Below are 14,947 nucleotides of genomic sequence, written 5' to 3' on the forward strand. Positions count from 1 at the left end.
TCGACACGGACGTTCGAGTATAGAGGCCCCGCCCCGGGGACGGTTGTCACGGGAAGTTCGGAAGCAGCGTCTCCGGGTTGACGACGTTGCCGCTCACGTACACCTCGAAGTGCAGGTGGCATGCGGTCGAGGAGCCGGTGTTGCCCGAGTAGCCGATCAGGTCGCCCCGCGCCACACGCTGACCGCCGCCGACGGCGAAACGAGAGAAGTGGTTGTAGTTGGTGATCACGGACTTGCCGCCGATGATCCCGTGGTCGATGAGCACCTGATTGCCATAGCCGGCCTTGTAGGTCGCCCACTCCACGGTTCCCGCAGCCGACGCGTAGATCGGCGTGCCGCAGTAGGCGCGCAGGTCAGTGCCGGCGTGCAGGCGGGCGTAGCCGTAGATCGGGTGGATGCGGGTGCCGAACGAGGACGTCTTGTAGGGCACCTTGGTGGGGAACGCCAGCGCCCCCTTGGTGAGCTTGTCGCTCGGCGCCGCCGCCTCGTTCCGGGCCCGGGCCGCTGCGGCCTTTCTGGCCGCCTCGCGCTCCTCCGCCTCGCGCTTCTTCGAGTACAGGTCCAGGACCTGATTGCGCAGCTGCTGCTGGAGCTCCTCGTTCTCCGCCTGTTGAGCCATGAACGCGGAGCGCTGCGACTCGAGATAGTCCCTCAGCTCCTGCTGCTCGTCGAGCAGCGCCTGCACCTCGTCGCGCGCCTCCTCAGCGACGTCGCGCGCCGCCTGGAGGGTGATGACCAGCGCATCCGCCTCGGCCTTCAGTTCGACGATGTACTCGCGCACCGCCTCTTGACGCGCTCCCCTGTTGCGGTTGACCGCGGCGATCTCCTCGAGCTCGCCCAGCGCGTTGCTCTGCACCCGCGCCGCGGACTGCTGTGCCGTGTATTCGTCGATGAAGTCCTGGGTATCAGAGGATCCGAACACGATCGCCAAGCCGGCGGACTCGTCGTTGCCCTTGTACGTCTCGCGTGCGATCGCCGCGACGAGCGCCTCGAGGTTCGCGGTGCGCTCGTCGTCCTCGGCGATCTGTTCGCTAATGGCGCGATCCTGGGCCTCGGCGGCGATCAGCTTGTCGGCCACGATGCCCTGCTCGATGATCGCGGACTCGACCTCGCGCTCCGCCTCTTCGAGCTGGGCCTGCAGCACGGGGAGCTCCTCCTCGAGCGCGCGAAGCTTCGCGTCTGCCTCGACGATTCGGGCGTCGGTGTTCTCGAGCTCGTGCTGCAGCTCCTCGGCGCGCCTCTCGGCCGCCTCACGCTCACGCTCGGTCTCGTCGATCTTGTCCTGGTAGTCGTCGGACGACTCCTGCTGGAAGCCCTGCGGCACGAGGGCCGAGGCCCCGACGGCGTAGCCGCCGAGGATGGCGGCGGCCAGCATCGCGACGATGAGAAGAGACAGGCGGCGGGTGGCGGTCATGCGCGCGTGTACCTCCCGAGCGTGGCAAGCGAGGCGAGGGCCGCAAGGCCCACCGCGATGGCAAGAAGCCACGGAGCCACTGTCCAGACGTCGTCGCGACCCACGTAGTCGACCCACGCGATCGACCCGTGCAGCCAGTCCTCGATGAAGTAGCGCGCGGCGAGCCACAGACCAGCGATGGCCATGACGGCACCCAGCGTCGCCGCAACAGCGCCCTCGAGCATGAAAGGCATCTGTATCAGGCTCTTCGATGAACCGACCATGCGCATAATCGTAGTCTCACGCCGGCGGCTGAGCGCACTCAGCCTGATGGTGGTGGTGATGAGCAGCACGGCGGCGAGCATCATCACCGCGGCCAGGCCGGCCGCGATGAATGTCGCGACGCCGAGGAACCGGAACAACTCGTCGAACACCTCGCGCTGGTCGTTGACCTCCTCGACGCCCGGCAGGCCCTCGGTGGCGTCGGCGACCACCTGGAACTGCTCGGGGTCGGTGAGCTTGACGCGGAACACGGGCCCCAGGTCGGCGGGCTCGAGCTGCGAGTACACGCCGGTCTCGTCCGCGCCCACGATGTTCTCGAACACCTCTTCGCGCGTCTCGTAATAGACCTCGTCGACGATCTCCGCGACGGAGCCCTCCTCAAGCACGGAGCGGATGTCCTCCTCCTGGTCCGGCGACACCGGTCCGGCCGCGCACTGCTCGTAGAGCGAGTTCTCGGGGCACAGGAAGATCGACACCTCGACCTCGCCGTACCAGGCATCGCGCAGCTGCTGCACCTGCATCTGGGTCAGCGCGGCGGCGCCCACGAACGTGAGCGACACGAACGTGACGAGGACGACGGACAGCGCCATCGTCGAGTTGCGGCGCAGGCCGCTCGCGACCTCGCCCAGGATGAATCGAATTCTCATGACGCGCGCCTCACACCGTCTCCAGGCCGTATACGCCGCGGTCCTGGTCGCGCACGAGCCGGCCGCCCTTGAGCTCGATCACGCGCTTGCGCATCTGGTCCACGATCTCGTCGTCGTGCGTCGCCATCAACACCGTGGTGCCCGTGCGGTTGATTCGGTCCAGCAGCCGCATGATGCCCACGGACGTGCCGGGGTCGAGGTTTCCGGTGGGCTCGTCGCACAGCAGGATCGGCGGGTGGTTGACGAAGGCGCGGGCGATCGCGACGCGCTGCTGCTCGCCACCGGAGAGCTCGTGCGGCATGCGCCGCTCCTTGCCCGCTAGTCCCACCAGTTCGAGCATCTCGGGCACGTTGGTCTGAATGTCGCGCTTGGACTTGCCGATCACCTGGAGCGCGAACGCGACATTCTGGTAGACGGTCTTGTTGGGCAGCAGGCGGAAGTCCTGGAACACCGCGCCGATCTCGCGGCGCAGGTGAGGCACGCGCCAGCTCGACAGGCGGTTGAGGTGACGCCCGGCGACGAACACGTCGCCCGCGGTCGAGCGCTCCTCGCGCAGGATGAGCTTGAGAAAGGTCGACTTGCCGGAGCCCGAGGAGCCCACGAGGAAGACGAAGTCGCCTCGCTCGATCTCCACGGAGACGTTGTCGAGAGCAGGCCTCGCTCCACGCGTGTAGACCTTGCTGACGTTATCGAGTCGAATCATGCCACCGGACGCGAGGGGTCGGACTCGCGCTCCCTGCAGGGTAAGAAGCCCCGCATGCCCCTCACAGTAGGCGCGCCGATGCGCTCCGTGCGACATGAATCACACACGCTCGGTCCGGTCGATCGCTCGCGCCCGGAGAAACCTCCCGGATACCATCGAAACACCTGAGGATGGGAGGGCCGAGATGACCGATCAGGCGTCCATGACGGCGCCCCCGCTGGCGCCGGAGGTGGAGGCGGCCATCGCCGACTATCCCCGCCCTGTCAGCGACCGCATCGTCGAACTGCGCGGCCTCGTGTGGGAGGTCGCCGCCGCGGAGCCCGCGATTGGACGAGTGATCGAGACTCTGAAGTGGGGGCAGCCCAGCTATCTCCCGGCGCAACCCCGCACCGGGACAACCGTGCGGATCGACCGCATCGGCCCCGGCGCTGATGTGGGAGTGTTCACGCACTGTCAGACCAGCCTCGTCGAAGAGTTTCGCGCGGCCCATGGCGACCTGCTCGAGCACGACGGCACCCGCGCACTCGTGGTCCCTGCGGAGGGCCCGTATCCGGCACGGGAGCTGCGCGAGCACATCCGTTCAGCGCTGCTCTATCACCGGCGCTGACTCGCCGGCCCGCGGCCCTCAGTCCGCGTCGACCTGCTGACGGCGCCAGCGGATGCCAGCGTCGATGAACCCGTCGATGTCTCCGTCGAACACGGCTTGGGGATTGCCCACCTCGTGCCCGGTGCGCAGGTCCTTCACGAGCTGCTGGCCGTAGAGGAAGTACGAGCGCATCTGGTCGCCCCAGCTCGCCTTGATGTCACCGGCGAGCTCCTTCTTCTGCGCTGCCTCCTCCTGCTTCTTGAGCAGCAGCAGCCGGGACTGAAGCACGCGCATGGCGGCCGCCCGGTTCTGGATCTGGCTCTTCTCGTCCTGCATCGACACGACGAGCCCCGTCGGCAGGTGGGTGATGCGCACCGCCGAGTCGGTGGTGTTGACGGACTGACCGCCCGGGCCCGAGGAGCGGAACACGTCGACCTTGATGTCCGTCTCGGGCACCTCGATGTGGTCGGTGCCCTCGATGAGCGGGATCACCTCGACGGCGGCGAAGCTGGTCTGGCGCTTGTCCGCGGACCCGAACGGGCTGATGCGCGCGAGCCGGTGGGTGCCGGCCTCGACCGACATGATGCCGAAGGCGTACGGGGCCTGGATCTCGAACGTGGCCGACTTGATGCCCGCGCCCTCCGCGTACGAGGTGTCAAGCACCTTGGTCGAGTAGCCGTGGCGCTCGGCCCACCGCAGATACATGCGCAGCAGCATCTCGGCGAAGTCGGTGGCGTCGTCCCCACCCGCGCCGGAGCGGATCGTGACGACGGCGTTGCGCTCGTCCCACTCCCCCGTCATCAGGGTGCGGACCTCCATGGCCGACAGGTCGGCATGGAGCTTCAGGAACTCGGCGTCCGCCTCGGCAAGAGTCTCGGCGTCGTCGCCCTCGACGGCCATCTCCACGAGCACCTCGAGATCGTCGATCCGGTCCCGGAACGACGTCAATCGGTCGAGCTCGGCCTTGGTGTTGCTGAGCTTCTGGGTCACCGCCTGCGCGTTGTCCTGGTCATCCCATAGGTCGGGCGACTGCGCCTGGTCCTCGAGCTCCGCGAGTTGCGCGCGCAGCGAGTCCGGATCGGTGACGGCCTCGATCTGGTCGAAGGTCGTACGCAGTGCTGAGATCTCTGCAGGAAAGTCGGTAGCCACGACGGTCCAGTCTAGTGGCGGCGGCGACCGGGGGTGGGTCCGCCGCTCATGGCGGTCCGTCGGGAGCGAGACGCAACATCAGCAGAAGAACTCGAAGCGGCCCGGCTCCGTAGCTGAGTCGACGTCTCCCCCGAGGTGGAATGCGAAGACCCCCTCACCAGAGGCACCCGAGGCGTCGTAGCTCGCATCGGACAGGGATCCGACGCTGAATCCTTGAACCTCGCTCATCGCCGACCATTGGCCACCTTCGCCGGCGTCGAACGTCACTGTCACGAGGTCCGGCGGATTATCGGCCTCCCCCACTCCGAAGACACCGGCGATGGTCACCATGCCGGAATAGGGGCCGGTCGCATCTGCGCCGTACTCGAAGCCTCCGTCGTTGCGGCTACACTCCATCGACTCGGCCTCGTAGCGCACGTCGCCGAACTCGACGTAGCTCACTTGCCCCGAGCCGTCGTCCGCGCCGGCTTCAGCGCTCGGATCGGCCGCTGCGGCACTGGAGGGGGTGGGTTCAGGTTCGGCTGAGGTCGAACTCTCCGACGACGGTGTCGACGTGGCCTCGACTGGTGGGCTCGGGCTCTCGTCGACGGCGGAGCCACCCTCACCGACACCACCCGCGTTGTCTGTCCCGCACGCAACTATCGCGAGCGCCAACGCGGCCACGCCCGCTGATCTGAGGGTGAGGCCGATGATGTGGTCAGTGGGGTGCGACATGTCGTCCTCAGTGTAGGGCGGGCGGGTGAAAGGTCGTGCGGCTTAGGGCCCGGTGCAGACGAGGTCGAAGGTACCCTCTGCCGTCTCTCCCAGGTCGTCTTCAAAGACGGCGGAGCCGCTCGCGGTGCCCGCCTCCTCATCCACGTCGAGGCTGAGGAACTCCCCGTAGTCGCCGTTCGAGTCCGTACGCCACGTGGTCCCGTCGATCGAGAAAGAGATGCTGTCCACGGGGTCGCCCGCGCCAAACGCGGCAGTGATGGGGCCCGGGTCGGCGGCCCCGGTCATCGCTAGGGCCACCACGTCGCCCCCACGCGAGCAGAGAATCGTGTACTCGTGGGTGGTGCCCGCGAGGACTACCGTGCTGTTGTCGGGTAGCCCCTCGCCCTCGGACTCCGAGCCCTCGTCGTCGTCCGCGCCTCCTGAGCCGGGTTCAGCGTCCGTCTCGGTCTCGGCGCTGGTCTCGATTTGCAAGAAGCCCTCATCGCTGTCTTCTCCGTCGTCGCCCGCGCTGCACCCGCTCAGCAGGAGAGCCGCAGAAGCGAGTGCAATCGTGGTGGCTGAGGTGCGAAATGCCATGCTCGTGCGCTCCATCCGGTAGGAAGTCGTGCCAGAGCGTCCGCCCTGGCCCGCCACCCTTCCGGGTATGCGCCTGCACCGCAACCCCTTCTTCCACACGAAGAAAGCCCCGCCCCTCGTGGCACGGGGACGGGGCCTAGGGCGCACGCGGAGGCTAGTCCTCCTCGTTCGTCTCCTCTTCGAGTTCGTCGGCACCTTCCTCGACGCCCTCTTCGATGTCCTCGGCGCCCTCCGAGATCTCCGCGGTGGTCTCGTCGACCACGTCTCCGGCGTCCGTGTCATCGCCGCACCCTGTGAGGCCGAGGGTCAGGACCCCGGCTCCTATGAGAACGGCTGCGTGCTTGCGAATAGCGATCATGCTGCACTCCTCTCGTGGGTTCATAGGCGACAACCGCATCGGCCGTACCCGCATTCCACGAGGCAGGCGGCCCATGCGGCACGCACGAGAGCCCCGGTGCGTGGAAGACGCGCCGGGGCTGTCGTTCGCGCCGGCTGTGTCCTGACCGGCGACGGTTAAGGGTTTGCGCTCGCGGGGCGGGCTACCGCCCCGCGAGCGACCCGGTTACTTACTGGCCTTGCGAGACCGCGACTTCTTGGCGGGAGCCTCGGAGTCGTCGGGGGCGGAGGCCTCCGTGACCGCGCGGCCCTTCACCTCTTCGTACTTGATGCCGTAGTAGGCGGCCTCCATCATGACCTTCATGTCTGCGAGCATCGGCACGCGCGGGTTGGCCGGCGCGCACTGGTCCTCGTAGGCGTTCATGGCGAGGGTGTCCAACGAGGACATGAACTCCGCCTCGTCGACGCCGACCTGCTGGAAGGAGCGCTCGATGCCCAGCTTGTCGCGCAGCTCCTCGACAGCCACGGCGTAGGCCTCGACGGCCTCCTCCGGGGTGGAGTGTGCGAGACCGAGCATCTTCGCGATCTCCTGGAACCGCTCCGGGGCAACGTAGGTCTCGTACTTGGGCCATGAGGTGGGCTTGGTGGGAACGCGGCCGTTGTAGCGGATCACGTGCGGCAGGTAGATGGCGTTGGTGCGGCCGTGCGCGACGTGGAACATCGAGCCGGTGGTGTGGCTCATCGCGTGGACGAGTCCCAAGAACGCGTTGCCGAACGCCATGCCGGCGATCGTCGCGGCGTTGTGCATCTTCTCGCGCGCCTTCACCGCGGTGCCACCCACGGTGACGGACTCCTCGATGTTCTCGAACACCAGGCGGATCGCCTGCAGCGCGAGGCCATCGGTGAAGTCGTTCGCGTAGACCGACACGTAGGCCTCGGTGGCGTGGGTGAGGGCGTCCATGCCGGAGTCGGCCGCGACGCGCGACGGCAGGTTCGCCGTCAGCACGGGGTCGATGATTGCCACGGTGGGCGTGAGCGCGTAGTCGGCCAGCGGGTACTTGCGCCCGGTGTCCGTGTCGGTGATGACCGCGAACGGCGTCACCTCGGCGCCGGTGCCCGACGTGGTCGGGATGCAGACCAGCTGCGCGAGCTCTCCCAGCTTGGGGAAGGTGAACGCGCGCTTGCGCACGTCGAAGAACTTCTCCTTGAGGTCGGAGAACACGACCTCGGGGTGCTCGTACATGAGCCACATGACCTTCGCGGCGTCCATGGGGGAACCGCCGCCGACGGCGATCAGGGTGTCGGGCTTGAATGCGCGGAGCACCTCGGCGCCGGCCTTGACCGTGTTGATGGACGGCTCGGGCTCGACGTTGTCGATGATCTGCACGGACACGCCGTTGCCACGACGGTGGAGGACGTCCAGGATCTTGTCGACCACGCCGATGCGGGTCATGGTCGCGTCGGTGATGATCGTGACGCGCTCGACGTTCGGCATGTCCCGCAGGTACTGGATCGCGTTGGGCTCGAAGTACGTCTTCGCGGGCACCTTGAACCACTGCATGTTGTTGTTCCTCCGGGCGATGCGCTTGACGTTGATCAGGTTGAGCGCCGTGACGTTGGAGCTCACGGAGTTCTTGCCGTACGAGCCACAGCCCAGCGTCAGCGACGGCATGAGCGCGTTGTAGATGTCGCCGATCCCGCCCTGGCTGGAGGGGGAGTTGGTGATCACGCGTACGGCCTTGACGCGGTGGCCGAACTCCTGGATCAGCTCCTGGTCCTCGGCGTGGATCGCAGCGGAGTGGCCCAGCCCGTGGAACTCGACCATCTGCTCGGCGAGCGTGACGCCCTGCTCCGTGCTCTCGGCACGCAGGACGGCCAGCACGGGGGCCAGCTTCTCGCGCGTCAGAGGCTCGGCCTCGCCCACGTGGGACACCTCGGCGAGGATGATCGAGGTCTCTTCCGGGACCTCGAAGCCCGCCTGTGCGGCGATCCAGTTGGGAGACTTGCCGACGATGTTGGGGTTGAGCTTGGCGCCGGCGCAGTTCTCGCCGCCCGCCTGCACTCCGAAGATCAGCTCCTCGAGCATGACCTTCTCCTCCGGCGTCACGCGGTAGGCGTGCAGGCGGTCGAACTCCGTCAATGCCTGGTCGTAGATCGACGCGTCGAGGATGACGGCCTGCTCCGACGCACACACCATGCCGAAGTCGAAGGCCTTGGAGACCACGATGTCGTTGATGGCGCGCTTGACGTTCGCCGATTCGTGAACGTAGGCGGGGACGTTGCCCGCACCCACGCCCAGCGCGGGCTTGCCGCAGCTGTACGCGGCCTTGACCATCGCGTTGCCGCCGGTCGCGAGGATCATCGCGACGCCGTCGTGGTTCATGAGTGCGCTGGTGGCCTCGAGAGAGGGCGCCTCGACCCACTGAATGCAGTTCTCGGGGGCGCCGGCCGCGATCGCCGCGTCCCGCACGATGCGCGCGGCGGCCACGGAGCACTTCTGAGCGCTCGGGTGGAACGAGAACACGATGGGGTTGCGGGTCTTCAGCGCGATGAGCGACTTGAAGATCGCGGTCGAGGTGGGGTTGGTGACCGGAGTGAGGCCAGCGACCACGCCCACGGGCTCGGCGATCTCGGTGATGCCAAGGATCGGGTCCTCGTTGATGACGCCCACGGTCTTCATGGTGGCCATCGAGTGCGTGACGTGCTCGCACGCGAAGATGTTCTTCACGGCCTTGTCCTCGAACACTCCGCGGCCGGTCTCCTCGACGGCCATCACGGCGAGGGCACCATGCTGGTTCAGCGCCGCGACAGACGCCTTCTTCACGATCAGGTTCACATCGTCCTGCGTGAGCGATGAGTAGGCCGCGAGCGCCTGGTGGGCGCCTGCGACAAGGCGGTCGATCTCGTCGGAGACCACGGTGGTGGTGGTCGCTGACTCGGTGGTGGCGGTCATCTCGATTCCTTCCGGGCGAGGACGCGGGGTGCGCCCTGATGGTTAGACGCTATGCCCGCGAATCACGGTTTCTCAGGGGCGTTGGTCCCGGGGACCTAGGGCCCACGGCCGATGCGGGGGCGAGCTGGCACGGGGCGCGAAAAGGGCGGCACCTCCGCCGAGGAGGTGCCGCCCTGGCGACCGCATCGCCGCCTGCCTCCTGGAGGGACATGAGTGCAGGATTGGAGCAATTCCTGGCACCCATGTCCCTCCAGCGCGCTGGGGGTAGGTGCGGGACGTTAGCCGGTGAAGAGCGCCGCGGCCTTGATGGCCGTCTGCGTCACGCCGTACACGAGGCCGGAGCCCACGACCACCCACAGCCCGAGGGCCAGGGGGTTGGTGCGGGGCGAAGCCGTCTTCTTGTCGGTCATGATCATCCCTTCGTCTCGGCGAGCGTGGGCAGCTCAGCTGCATCCGTGGAGGCGTCCTGGCTGGCGTCGAGGTCTTGTACCGGCGCGGCATCGGTGTTCTCGTGCCACTTCGCGGCGACGGGCTTGACCAACAGGTTCGCGATGAAGCCCACCACCAGCACGCCCACCATGATGAGGAGCGACGGCCGGTACAGGTCCCCGCCCTCGAGGCCCTGAGCCTCCAGATTGTCGAGCACCGAGTTGACGATCAGCGGTCCGGCCACGCCGGCGGCGGACCACGCGGTCAGCAGTCGCCCGTGGATGGCGCCCACCTCGAACTCGCCGAACACGTCCTTCAGGTAGGCCGGGATGGTGGCGAAGCCGCCGCCGTAGAAACTGATGATCAGCACCGCAAGCGCAACGAACAGCACCATGGCCGAAGGACCGGCGAGCGCGATGGTCACGTAAGCCACGGCACCCACACCGAGGTACATGACGTAGGTGAGCTTGCGGCCCAGCACGTCGGACAGGCTCGACCAGCCGATGCGGCCGGCCATGTTGGCGAGCGACAGCAGCCCCACGAACCCGGCAGCTGCTGCGGCGGTGATGGCGGGGAAGAAGTCCTCAACCATGGGCTTGGCGTTCTCCAAGATGCCGATCCCGGCGGTGACGTTGGTGAACAGCACCACCCACAGCAGCCAGAAGGAGGGGGTCTTGATGGCGTTCGTAGCGCTCACCTGGCCGCCACTCGAGACCTTGGACCGGTGCGCGGAGGGCTCGTAGCCGTCGGGCTTCCAGCCCTTGGGGGGCACCCGCACCACGACGGCACCAGCCAGCATCAGCAGGAAGTAGATCCCGCCGAGCGTGAGGAAGGCCGGCACGAGCGCATCGGCCGGCGTGTCCGCGTAGTTGCTGAGCAGGAACTGCGAAAGCGGCGCGGCGACCATCGCGCCACCGCCGAATCCCATGATCGCGAGTCCCGTCGCGAGTCCCGGGCGGTCCGGGAACCACTTGATGAGCGTCGAGACGGGCGAGATGTATCCCATGCCGAGCCCGATGCCGCCGAGGACGCCGTAGCCGAGGTAGACCAGCCACAGCTGACCCATCGAGACGCCCAGCGAGGCCACGGCGAAGCCGCCGGCCCATGCGAAGGCGGCCAGCACCATCGCGGCCCGCGGGCCGGTGCGCTCCATCCAGCGGCCACCGAAGGCCGCGGACAGGCCGAGCATCACGATCGAGATCGAGAAGATCATGCCGATCTGCGTGTGGCTCGCGTCGAAGCGCTCGATCAGCGCATCCTTGAAGACGCTGAAGGCGTAGACCTGGCCGATGCTCAGGTGCACGGCGAGTGCCGCGGGCGGCACCATCCAGCGGTTGTATCCGGGCGGAGCAACCGTGCTCTCGCGACTCAGAGTGGACATCATCGTTCTCCCTCCGGGGAACTGGTTCGATGCCCACTATCGTTCCGGCCCTGTGGACCCTTTCCCAGGGACCTAGGTCACCCGAAAGAGGGGGCCTGGAGGGAGGGGAGGTCTACCCGGTCGCGATGTCACCGGTCTCGACGTCACCGGTCCAGGCGCCGATGCCGCCCTCGAGCCCGATGGTCTCGGTCAGCCCGGCCGTGGTCATCTGGTCGATGGCTAAGCGGGAGCGGTTCGCGGACTGGCAGTAGACCGCATAGGCGCCGTCCGCATCCAGCTCAGCGACCGCATCGGCAAAGGTAGGAGACGAGACGTCGATGTTGATCGCGCCGGGCAGGTGGCCCTCCGCGAACTCGCCCGGGGTGCGCACGTCGATGACGGTGACACCGTCTCCGTCGGCGGCCTGCGCAAAGGCCTCGCTGTCCACGTGTGTGCCGTCGAAGACGGGCGGCCCTTCGGTGCCAGCGTCCTGACCGGTCGAGCATGCGGACAGGACGAGGGCGGCAAGCACGCCCAGCACGGACGCGCGCAGAGTGCGAATGTTCATGTAGTCGATCATACCCCTAGGGGTATCAAGCCGCACACGGGTGTCAGGCCACCGTCACCGGTAGCCCATGCGACTCCAGCTGACCCTTGACGCGCGCGATGAGCTCATCCGACGGGGGCTTGGCGTCCGCCAACAGGTACGGCTCCCCCGTCGCTTCCCACTTGTACTGGCCCATCTGGTGGAACGGCAGGATCTCCATCCGTTCCACGCCGTCGAGGGTGGAGACGAAGGCGCCGATCGCGTCCACGTTGTCCTCGGCGTCCGTGAGCCCCGGGACGAGCACGAACCGCACCCACATCTTCTTGCCCAGGCGCGACAGCCGCTCGGCGAAATCCAGGGTGGGCTGCAGCGGCCGGCCAGTGACCTGCTTGTAGGTCTCCGGCAGCCCTGATTTGATGTCGAGCAGCACCAGGTCGATGTCGTCGAGGTCCTCGTCACTCAGTCGCGAGCCCAGCAGGCCCGCGGTGTCGAGGGCCGTGTGAATGCCGAGTTCATGTGCTTGGTGGAACACGTGGGTGACGAACTTCGACTGCAGCAGGGGCTCGCCGCCGGAGATCGTGAGCCCGCCACCGGTCACGTCCATGACCTTCTGGTAGCGCGTGAGGCGCTGCATCACCTCGTCGACGGTGTGGCGCACACCGTTCTTCATGCGCCACGTGTCGGGGTTGTGGCAGTACTGGCAGCGCATGCCGCAGCCGGCCATGAACACGGTCATGCGGGTACCGGGGCCGTCGGCGCCAATCACGAGGTCCCACGAGTGCACGGACCCTGCGGTGTGGTCGACGATCCTCTCGGAGGCGGCCATCTCTGCGTCCGCTACGTCCATGGGTGGTCCGGGCTTGAGTTCGACCGATACGGGGCTGTCGGTCATCGTGCACCTCCAAAGGCGCGAGTGAGGGGACTATTGCGGTCGAGGTGCACCGTCCGGGTGTCGGGACGGTGCACCCCGCCTGTCAGCGGCTCAGAGGCCGCCGTGGAAGGTGCGCGACAGCACGTCGAGCTGCTGCTCGCGGGTGAGCCGCACAAAGTTGACGGCGTATCCGGAGACCCGGATGGTCAGCTGAGGGTACTTCTCCGGGTGCTCCATGGCGTCTTCGAGAGTCTCGCGGTTCAGCACGTTGACGTTCATGTGGAATCCGTGAGAGATCGAGTACGCGTCGAGCACGCCCACCAGGTTCTGAATCTGCTCTGGCTTGTCGCGGCCCAGGCCCGCGGGCACCACCGTGGTGGTGAGAGAGATGCCGTCCTCGGCGTCGGCATACGGCAGCTTCGCTACCGACAGCGCCGAGGCGACGATGCCGTGAGTGTCGCGACCGTTCATCGGGTTCGCACCGGGTGCGAACGGCTCGCCCAGCCGGCGGCCATCAGGCGTATTGCCGGTGGCCTTGCCGTAGACCACGTTCGAGGTGATGGTCAGCACCGACTGCGTGTGCTTGGCACCGCGGTACGTGGGCTGCTCGCGCACCTTCGACATGAAGCGCTCCACCAAGTCGACCGCGATGTCGTCGACCCGGTCGTCGTCGTTGCCGAACGTGGGGAACTCGCCCTCCACTTCGTAATCGACGGCGAGGCCGGTCTCGTCCCGAATGGGGCGAACAGTCGCGTACTTCATGGCACTGAGCGAATCGGCCGCGACGGACAGGCCGGCGATTCCGCACGCCATGGTGCGCAGGATCGACCCGTCGTGCAGCGCCATCTCGAGGCGTTCGTAGGCGTACTTGTCGTGCATGTAGTGGATGCAGTTGAGCGCGTCCACGTAGGTCTCGGCGAGCCAGTCGAGCAGCCCGTCGAACGCATCGAGCGTCTCGTCGAAGCCGAGCACCTCGCCCATGAGCGGCGCGCTCACCGGCGCGACCTGTGCGCCCGAGATCTCGTCGCGACCGCCGTTGATCGCGTACAGCAGCGCCTTGGCCAAGTTGACTCGCGCTCCGAAGAACTGCATCTGCTTGCCAACCTCCATGGCGGACACGCAACACGCAATGGCGGCGTCGTCCCCACACTGGGAGCGGATCAGCTCGTCGGTCTCGTACTGGATCGCGGACGTGTCGATCGATACCTGCGCACAGAAGTCCTTGAACCCCTGGGGCAGCTTCTCTGACCAGAACACCGTGAGGTTCGGCTCAGGAGCCGGGCCCAAGTTGTACAGGGTCTGCAGGAACCGGAACGAGGTCTTGGTGACTAGCGGGCGGCCGTCGTCGCCGATGCCGCCGATGGACTCGGTGACCCACGTCGGGTCGCCCGAGAACAGCGCGTCGTACTCCGGGGTGCGCAGGAACCGCACGATGCGGAGCTTGATGACGAAGTCGTCCACGACCTCTTGGATCTCGGACTCGTCGAGAGTGCCCTCTGCCAGGTCACGCGCGGCGAAGACGTCCAAGAACGTCGAGGTGCGACCCAGCGACATCGCGGCGCCGTTCTGCTCCTTGACCGCGCCCAGGTAGGCGAAGTAGAGCCACTGCACGGCCTCACGGAAGTTGCTGGCCGGGCCAGAGATGTCGTAGCCGTAGCTGGCGGCCATCTGCTTGAGCTCACCCAGCGCGCGTACCTGCTCGGCGTTCTCCTCGCGGTCACGGATCACGTCTTCGGTGGAACGTCCCATGTCGAGGATGCCGCGCTCGGCCTTCTTGGCCGCGATGAGCGCGTCCACGCCATACAGCGCCACCCGGCGGTAGTCGCCGATGATCCGGCCGCGCCCATAGGCGTCGGGCAGGCCGGTGACGATGTGCGAGCGGCGAGCCGCGCGGACGTTCGGCGGGTAGACGTCGAACACGCCGGCGTTGTGGGTCTTGCGGTAGTCGGTGAAGATCTTCTCGAGCTGCGGGTCGACCTCGTAGCCGTAGGTCTCGAGGGCGTTGGCGACCATGCGCCAGCCGCCGAAGGGCATGATGGCGCGCTTGAGTGGCGCATCGGTCTGCATCCCCACGATGACGTCCTCACCCTCGACCACATAGCCGGGTGCGTGGGCGGTGATCGACGAGGGGGTCGTCGCGTCGACGTCGTAGACGCCCTTCTCGCGCTCCTGGGGGAACAGCGCAGTGATGGACTCCCAGGCGCGAACGGTGCGCTCGGTGGGGCCCTCAAGGAACGAGGAGTCGCCCTCGTACGGGGTGTAGTTGGCCTGGATGAAGCCACGCACGTCGATGCCGTCGGACCACGGCCCGCGCGCGAACGAGCGCCATTCGGCCTCGTGTGCGGCGGAGTCGGCGGCTGCTGTGGTGGGGATGTCGGTGGCGGTCATGATGAGTCCTCCC

The 14,947-nt window shown here is 67.2% G+C and carries 14 protein-coding genes; 1 reads left to right on the forward strand and 13 read right to left on the reverse strand.

Annotation, left to right across the window (positions count from 1 at the left end; all coding sequences use genetic code 11):
• Window positions 1–46: 46 nt before the first annotated feature.
• From ACNI3K_RS08720 to ftsE, 3 genes are read right to left on the reverse strand one after another with little or no spacing between them, the layout of a single operon-like run.
• Complete coding sequence (locus tag ACNI3K_RS08720) at window positions 47–1,414, reverse strand: peptidoglycan DD-metalloendopeptidase family protein (protein WP_419391489.1); 1,368 nt, start codon at window positions 1,412–1,414, stop codon at window positions 47–49.
• Window positions 1,411–2,322 carry a permease-like cell division protein FtsX gene (ftsX, locus tag ACNI3K_RS08725; protein ID WP_419391490.1) on the reverse strand — a complete coding sequence of 304 codons (912 nt, stop codon included), beginning with the start codon at window positions 2,320–2,322 and terminating at the stop codon, window positions 1,411–1,413. The genes ACNI3K_RS08720 and ftsX overlap by 4 nt, the downstream gene beginning before the upstream one ends.
• A gap of 10 nt (window positions 2,323–2,332) precedes the next feature.
• Window positions 2,333–3,025, reverse strand: a complete 693-nt coding sequence (gene ftsE, locus ACNI3K_RS08730) for a cell division ATP-binding protein FtsE (protein ID WP_419391491.1) — start codon at window positions 3,023–3,025, stop codon at window positions 2,333–2,335.
• Between the two features lie 184 nt (window positions 3,026–3,209).
• On the opposite strand from ftsE, the gene ACNI3K_RS08735 reads away from it, so the two are divergent.
• Entirely contained in the window at window positions 3,210–3,632 is a 423-nt protein-coding gene (locus ACNI3K_RS08735) for a hypothetical protein (RefSeq protein WP_419391492.1), read from the forward strand.
• An 18-nt stretch (window positions 3,633–3,650) separates the two neighbouring features.
• Here ACNI3K_RS08735 and prfB read toward each other — a convergent pair whose 3' ends face one another.
• The 10 genes from prfB to pflB form a co-directional block, all read right to left on the reverse strand.
• On the reverse strand, window positions 3,651–4,760 hold the full coding sequence (prfB, locus tag ACNI3K_RS08740) for a peptide chain release factor 2 (RefSeq protein ID WP_419391493.1): 1,110 nt from the start codon (window positions 4,758–4,760) through the stop codon (window positions 3,651–3,653).
• A gap of 78 nt (window positions 4,761–4,838) precedes the next feature.
• On the reverse strand, window positions 4,839–5,474 hold the full coding sequence (locus tag ACNI3K_RS08745) for a hypothetical protein (RefSeq protein WP_419391494.1): 636 nt from the start codon (window positions 5,472–5,474) through the stop codon (window positions 4,839–4,841).
• Window positions 5,475–5,516: 42 nt separating this feature from the next.
• Window positions 5,517–6,050, reverse strand: coding sequence for a hypothetical protein (locus tag ACNI3K_RS08750; protein WP_419391495.1), 534 nt, complete (start codon window positions 6,048–6,050; stop codon window positions 5,517–5,519).
• A 154-nt stretch (window positions 6,051–6,204) separates the two neighbouring features.
• On the reverse strand, window positions 6,205–6,408 hold the full coding sequence (locus ACNI3K_RS08755; protein WP_419391496.1) for a hypothetical protein: 204 nt from the start codon (window positions 6,406–6,408) through the stop codon (window positions 6,205–6,207).
• A 204-nt stretch (window positions 6,409–6,612) separates the two neighbouring features.
• On the reverse strand, window positions 6,613–9,339 hold the full coding sequence (gene adhE, locus ACNI3K_RS08760; RefSeq protein ID WP_419391497.1) for a bifunctional acetaldehyde-CoA/alcohol dehydrogenase: 2,727 nt from the start codon (window positions 9,337–9,339) through the stop codon (window positions 6,613–6,615).
• Between the two features lie 278 nt (window positions 9,340–9,617).
• Entirely contained in the window at window positions 9,618–9,749 is a 132-nt protein-coding gene (locus ACNI3K_RS08765) for an MFS transporter small subunit (protein WP_419391498.1), read from the reverse strand.
• Between the two features lie 2 nt (window positions 9,750–9,751).
• The gene (locus ACNI3K_RS08770; RefSeq protein ID WP_419391499.1) at window positions 9,752–11,149 is read right to left on the reverse strand and encodes an L-lactate MFS transporter; all 1,398 of its coding nucleotides are present in this window, start codon (window positions 11,147–11,149) and stop codon (window positions 9,752–9,754) included.
• Between the two features lie 112 nt (window positions 11,150–11,261).
• On the reverse strand, window positions 11,262–11,696 hold the full coding sequence (locus tag ACNI3K_RS08775; RefSeq protein WP_419391500.1) for a rhodanese-like domain-containing protein: 435 nt from the start codon (window positions 11,694–11,696) through the stop codon (window positions 11,262–11,264).
• A 43-nt stretch (window positions 11,697–11,739) separates the two neighbouring features.
• Window positions 11,740–12,567, reverse strand: a complete 828-nt coding sequence (gene pflA, locus ACNI3K_RS08780) for a pyruvate formate-lyase-activating protein (RefSeq protein ID WP_419391501.1) — start codon at window positions 12,565–12,567, stop codon at window positions 11,740–11,742.
• A gap of 90 nt (window positions 12,568–12,657) precedes the next feature.
• On the reverse strand, window positions 12,658–14,934 hold the full coding sequence (gene pflB, locus ACNI3K_RS08785; protein ID WP_419391502.1) for a formate C-acetyltransferase: 2,277 nt from the start codon (window positions 14,932–14,934) through the stop codon (window positions 12,658–12,660).
• Window positions 14,935–14,947 lie beyond the last annotated feature (13 nt).

Origin of the sequence: Demequina ureilytica, assembly GCF_048553575.1 — a bacterium.
In the GTDB taxonomy this organism is placed as follows: Bacteria; Actinomycetota; Actinomycetes; order Actinomycetales; family Demequinaceae; genus Demequina.

Coding starts and splice junctions, on each gene's coding strand:
- pflB (WP_419391502.1), bottom strand. CDS start 14,934: ATGACCGCCACCGACATCCCCACCACAGCAGCCGCCGACTCCGCCGCA.
- ftsE (WP_419391491.1), bottom strand. CDS start 3,025: ATGATTCGACTCGATAACGTCAGCAAGGTCTACACGCGTGGAGCGAGG.
- ACNI3K_RS08720 (WP_419391489.1), bottom strand. CDS start 1,414: ATGACCGCCACCCGCCGCCTGTCTCTTCTCATCGTCGCGATGCTGGCC.
- ACNI3K_RS08755 (WP_419391496.1), bottom strand. CDS start 6,408: ATGATCGCTATTCGCAAGCACGCAGCCGTTCTCATAGGAGCCGGGGTC.
- ACNI3K_RS08765 (WP_419391498.1), bottom strand. CDS start 9,749: ATGACCGACAAGAAGACGGCTTCGCCCCGCACCAACCCCCTGGCCCTC.
- ACNI3K_RS08775 (WP_419391500.1), bottom strand. CDS start 11,696: ATGAACATTCGCACTCTGCGCGCGTCCGTGCTGGGCGTGCTTGCCGCC.
- ftsX (WP_419391490.1), bottom strand. CDS start 2,322: ATGAGAATTCGATTCATCCTGGGCGAGGTCGCGAGCGGCCTGCGCCGC.
- adhE (WP_419391497.1), bottom strand. CDS start 9,339: ATGACCGCCACCACCGAGTCAGCGACCACCACCACCGTGGTCTCCGAC.
- ACNI3K_RS08745 (WP_419391494.1), bottom strand. CDS start 5,474: ATGTCGCACCCCACTGACCACATCATCGGCCTCACCCTCAGATCAGCG.
- ACNI3K_RS08750 (WP_419391495.1), bottom strand. CDS start 6,050: ATGGCATTTCGCACCTCAGCCACCACGATTGCACTCGCTTCTGCGGCT.
- ACNI3K_RS08770 (WP_419391499.1), bottom strand. CDS start 11,149: ATGTCCACTCTGAGTCGCGAGAGCACGGTTGCTCCGCCCGGATACAAC.
- ACNI3K_RS08735 (WP_419391492.1), top strand. CDS start 3,210: ATGACCGATCAGGCGTCCATGACGGCGCCCCCGCTGGCGCCGGAGGTG.
- pflA (WP_419391501.1), bottom strand. CDS start 12,567: ATGACCGACAGCCCCGTATCGGTCGAACTCAAGCCCGGACCACCCATG.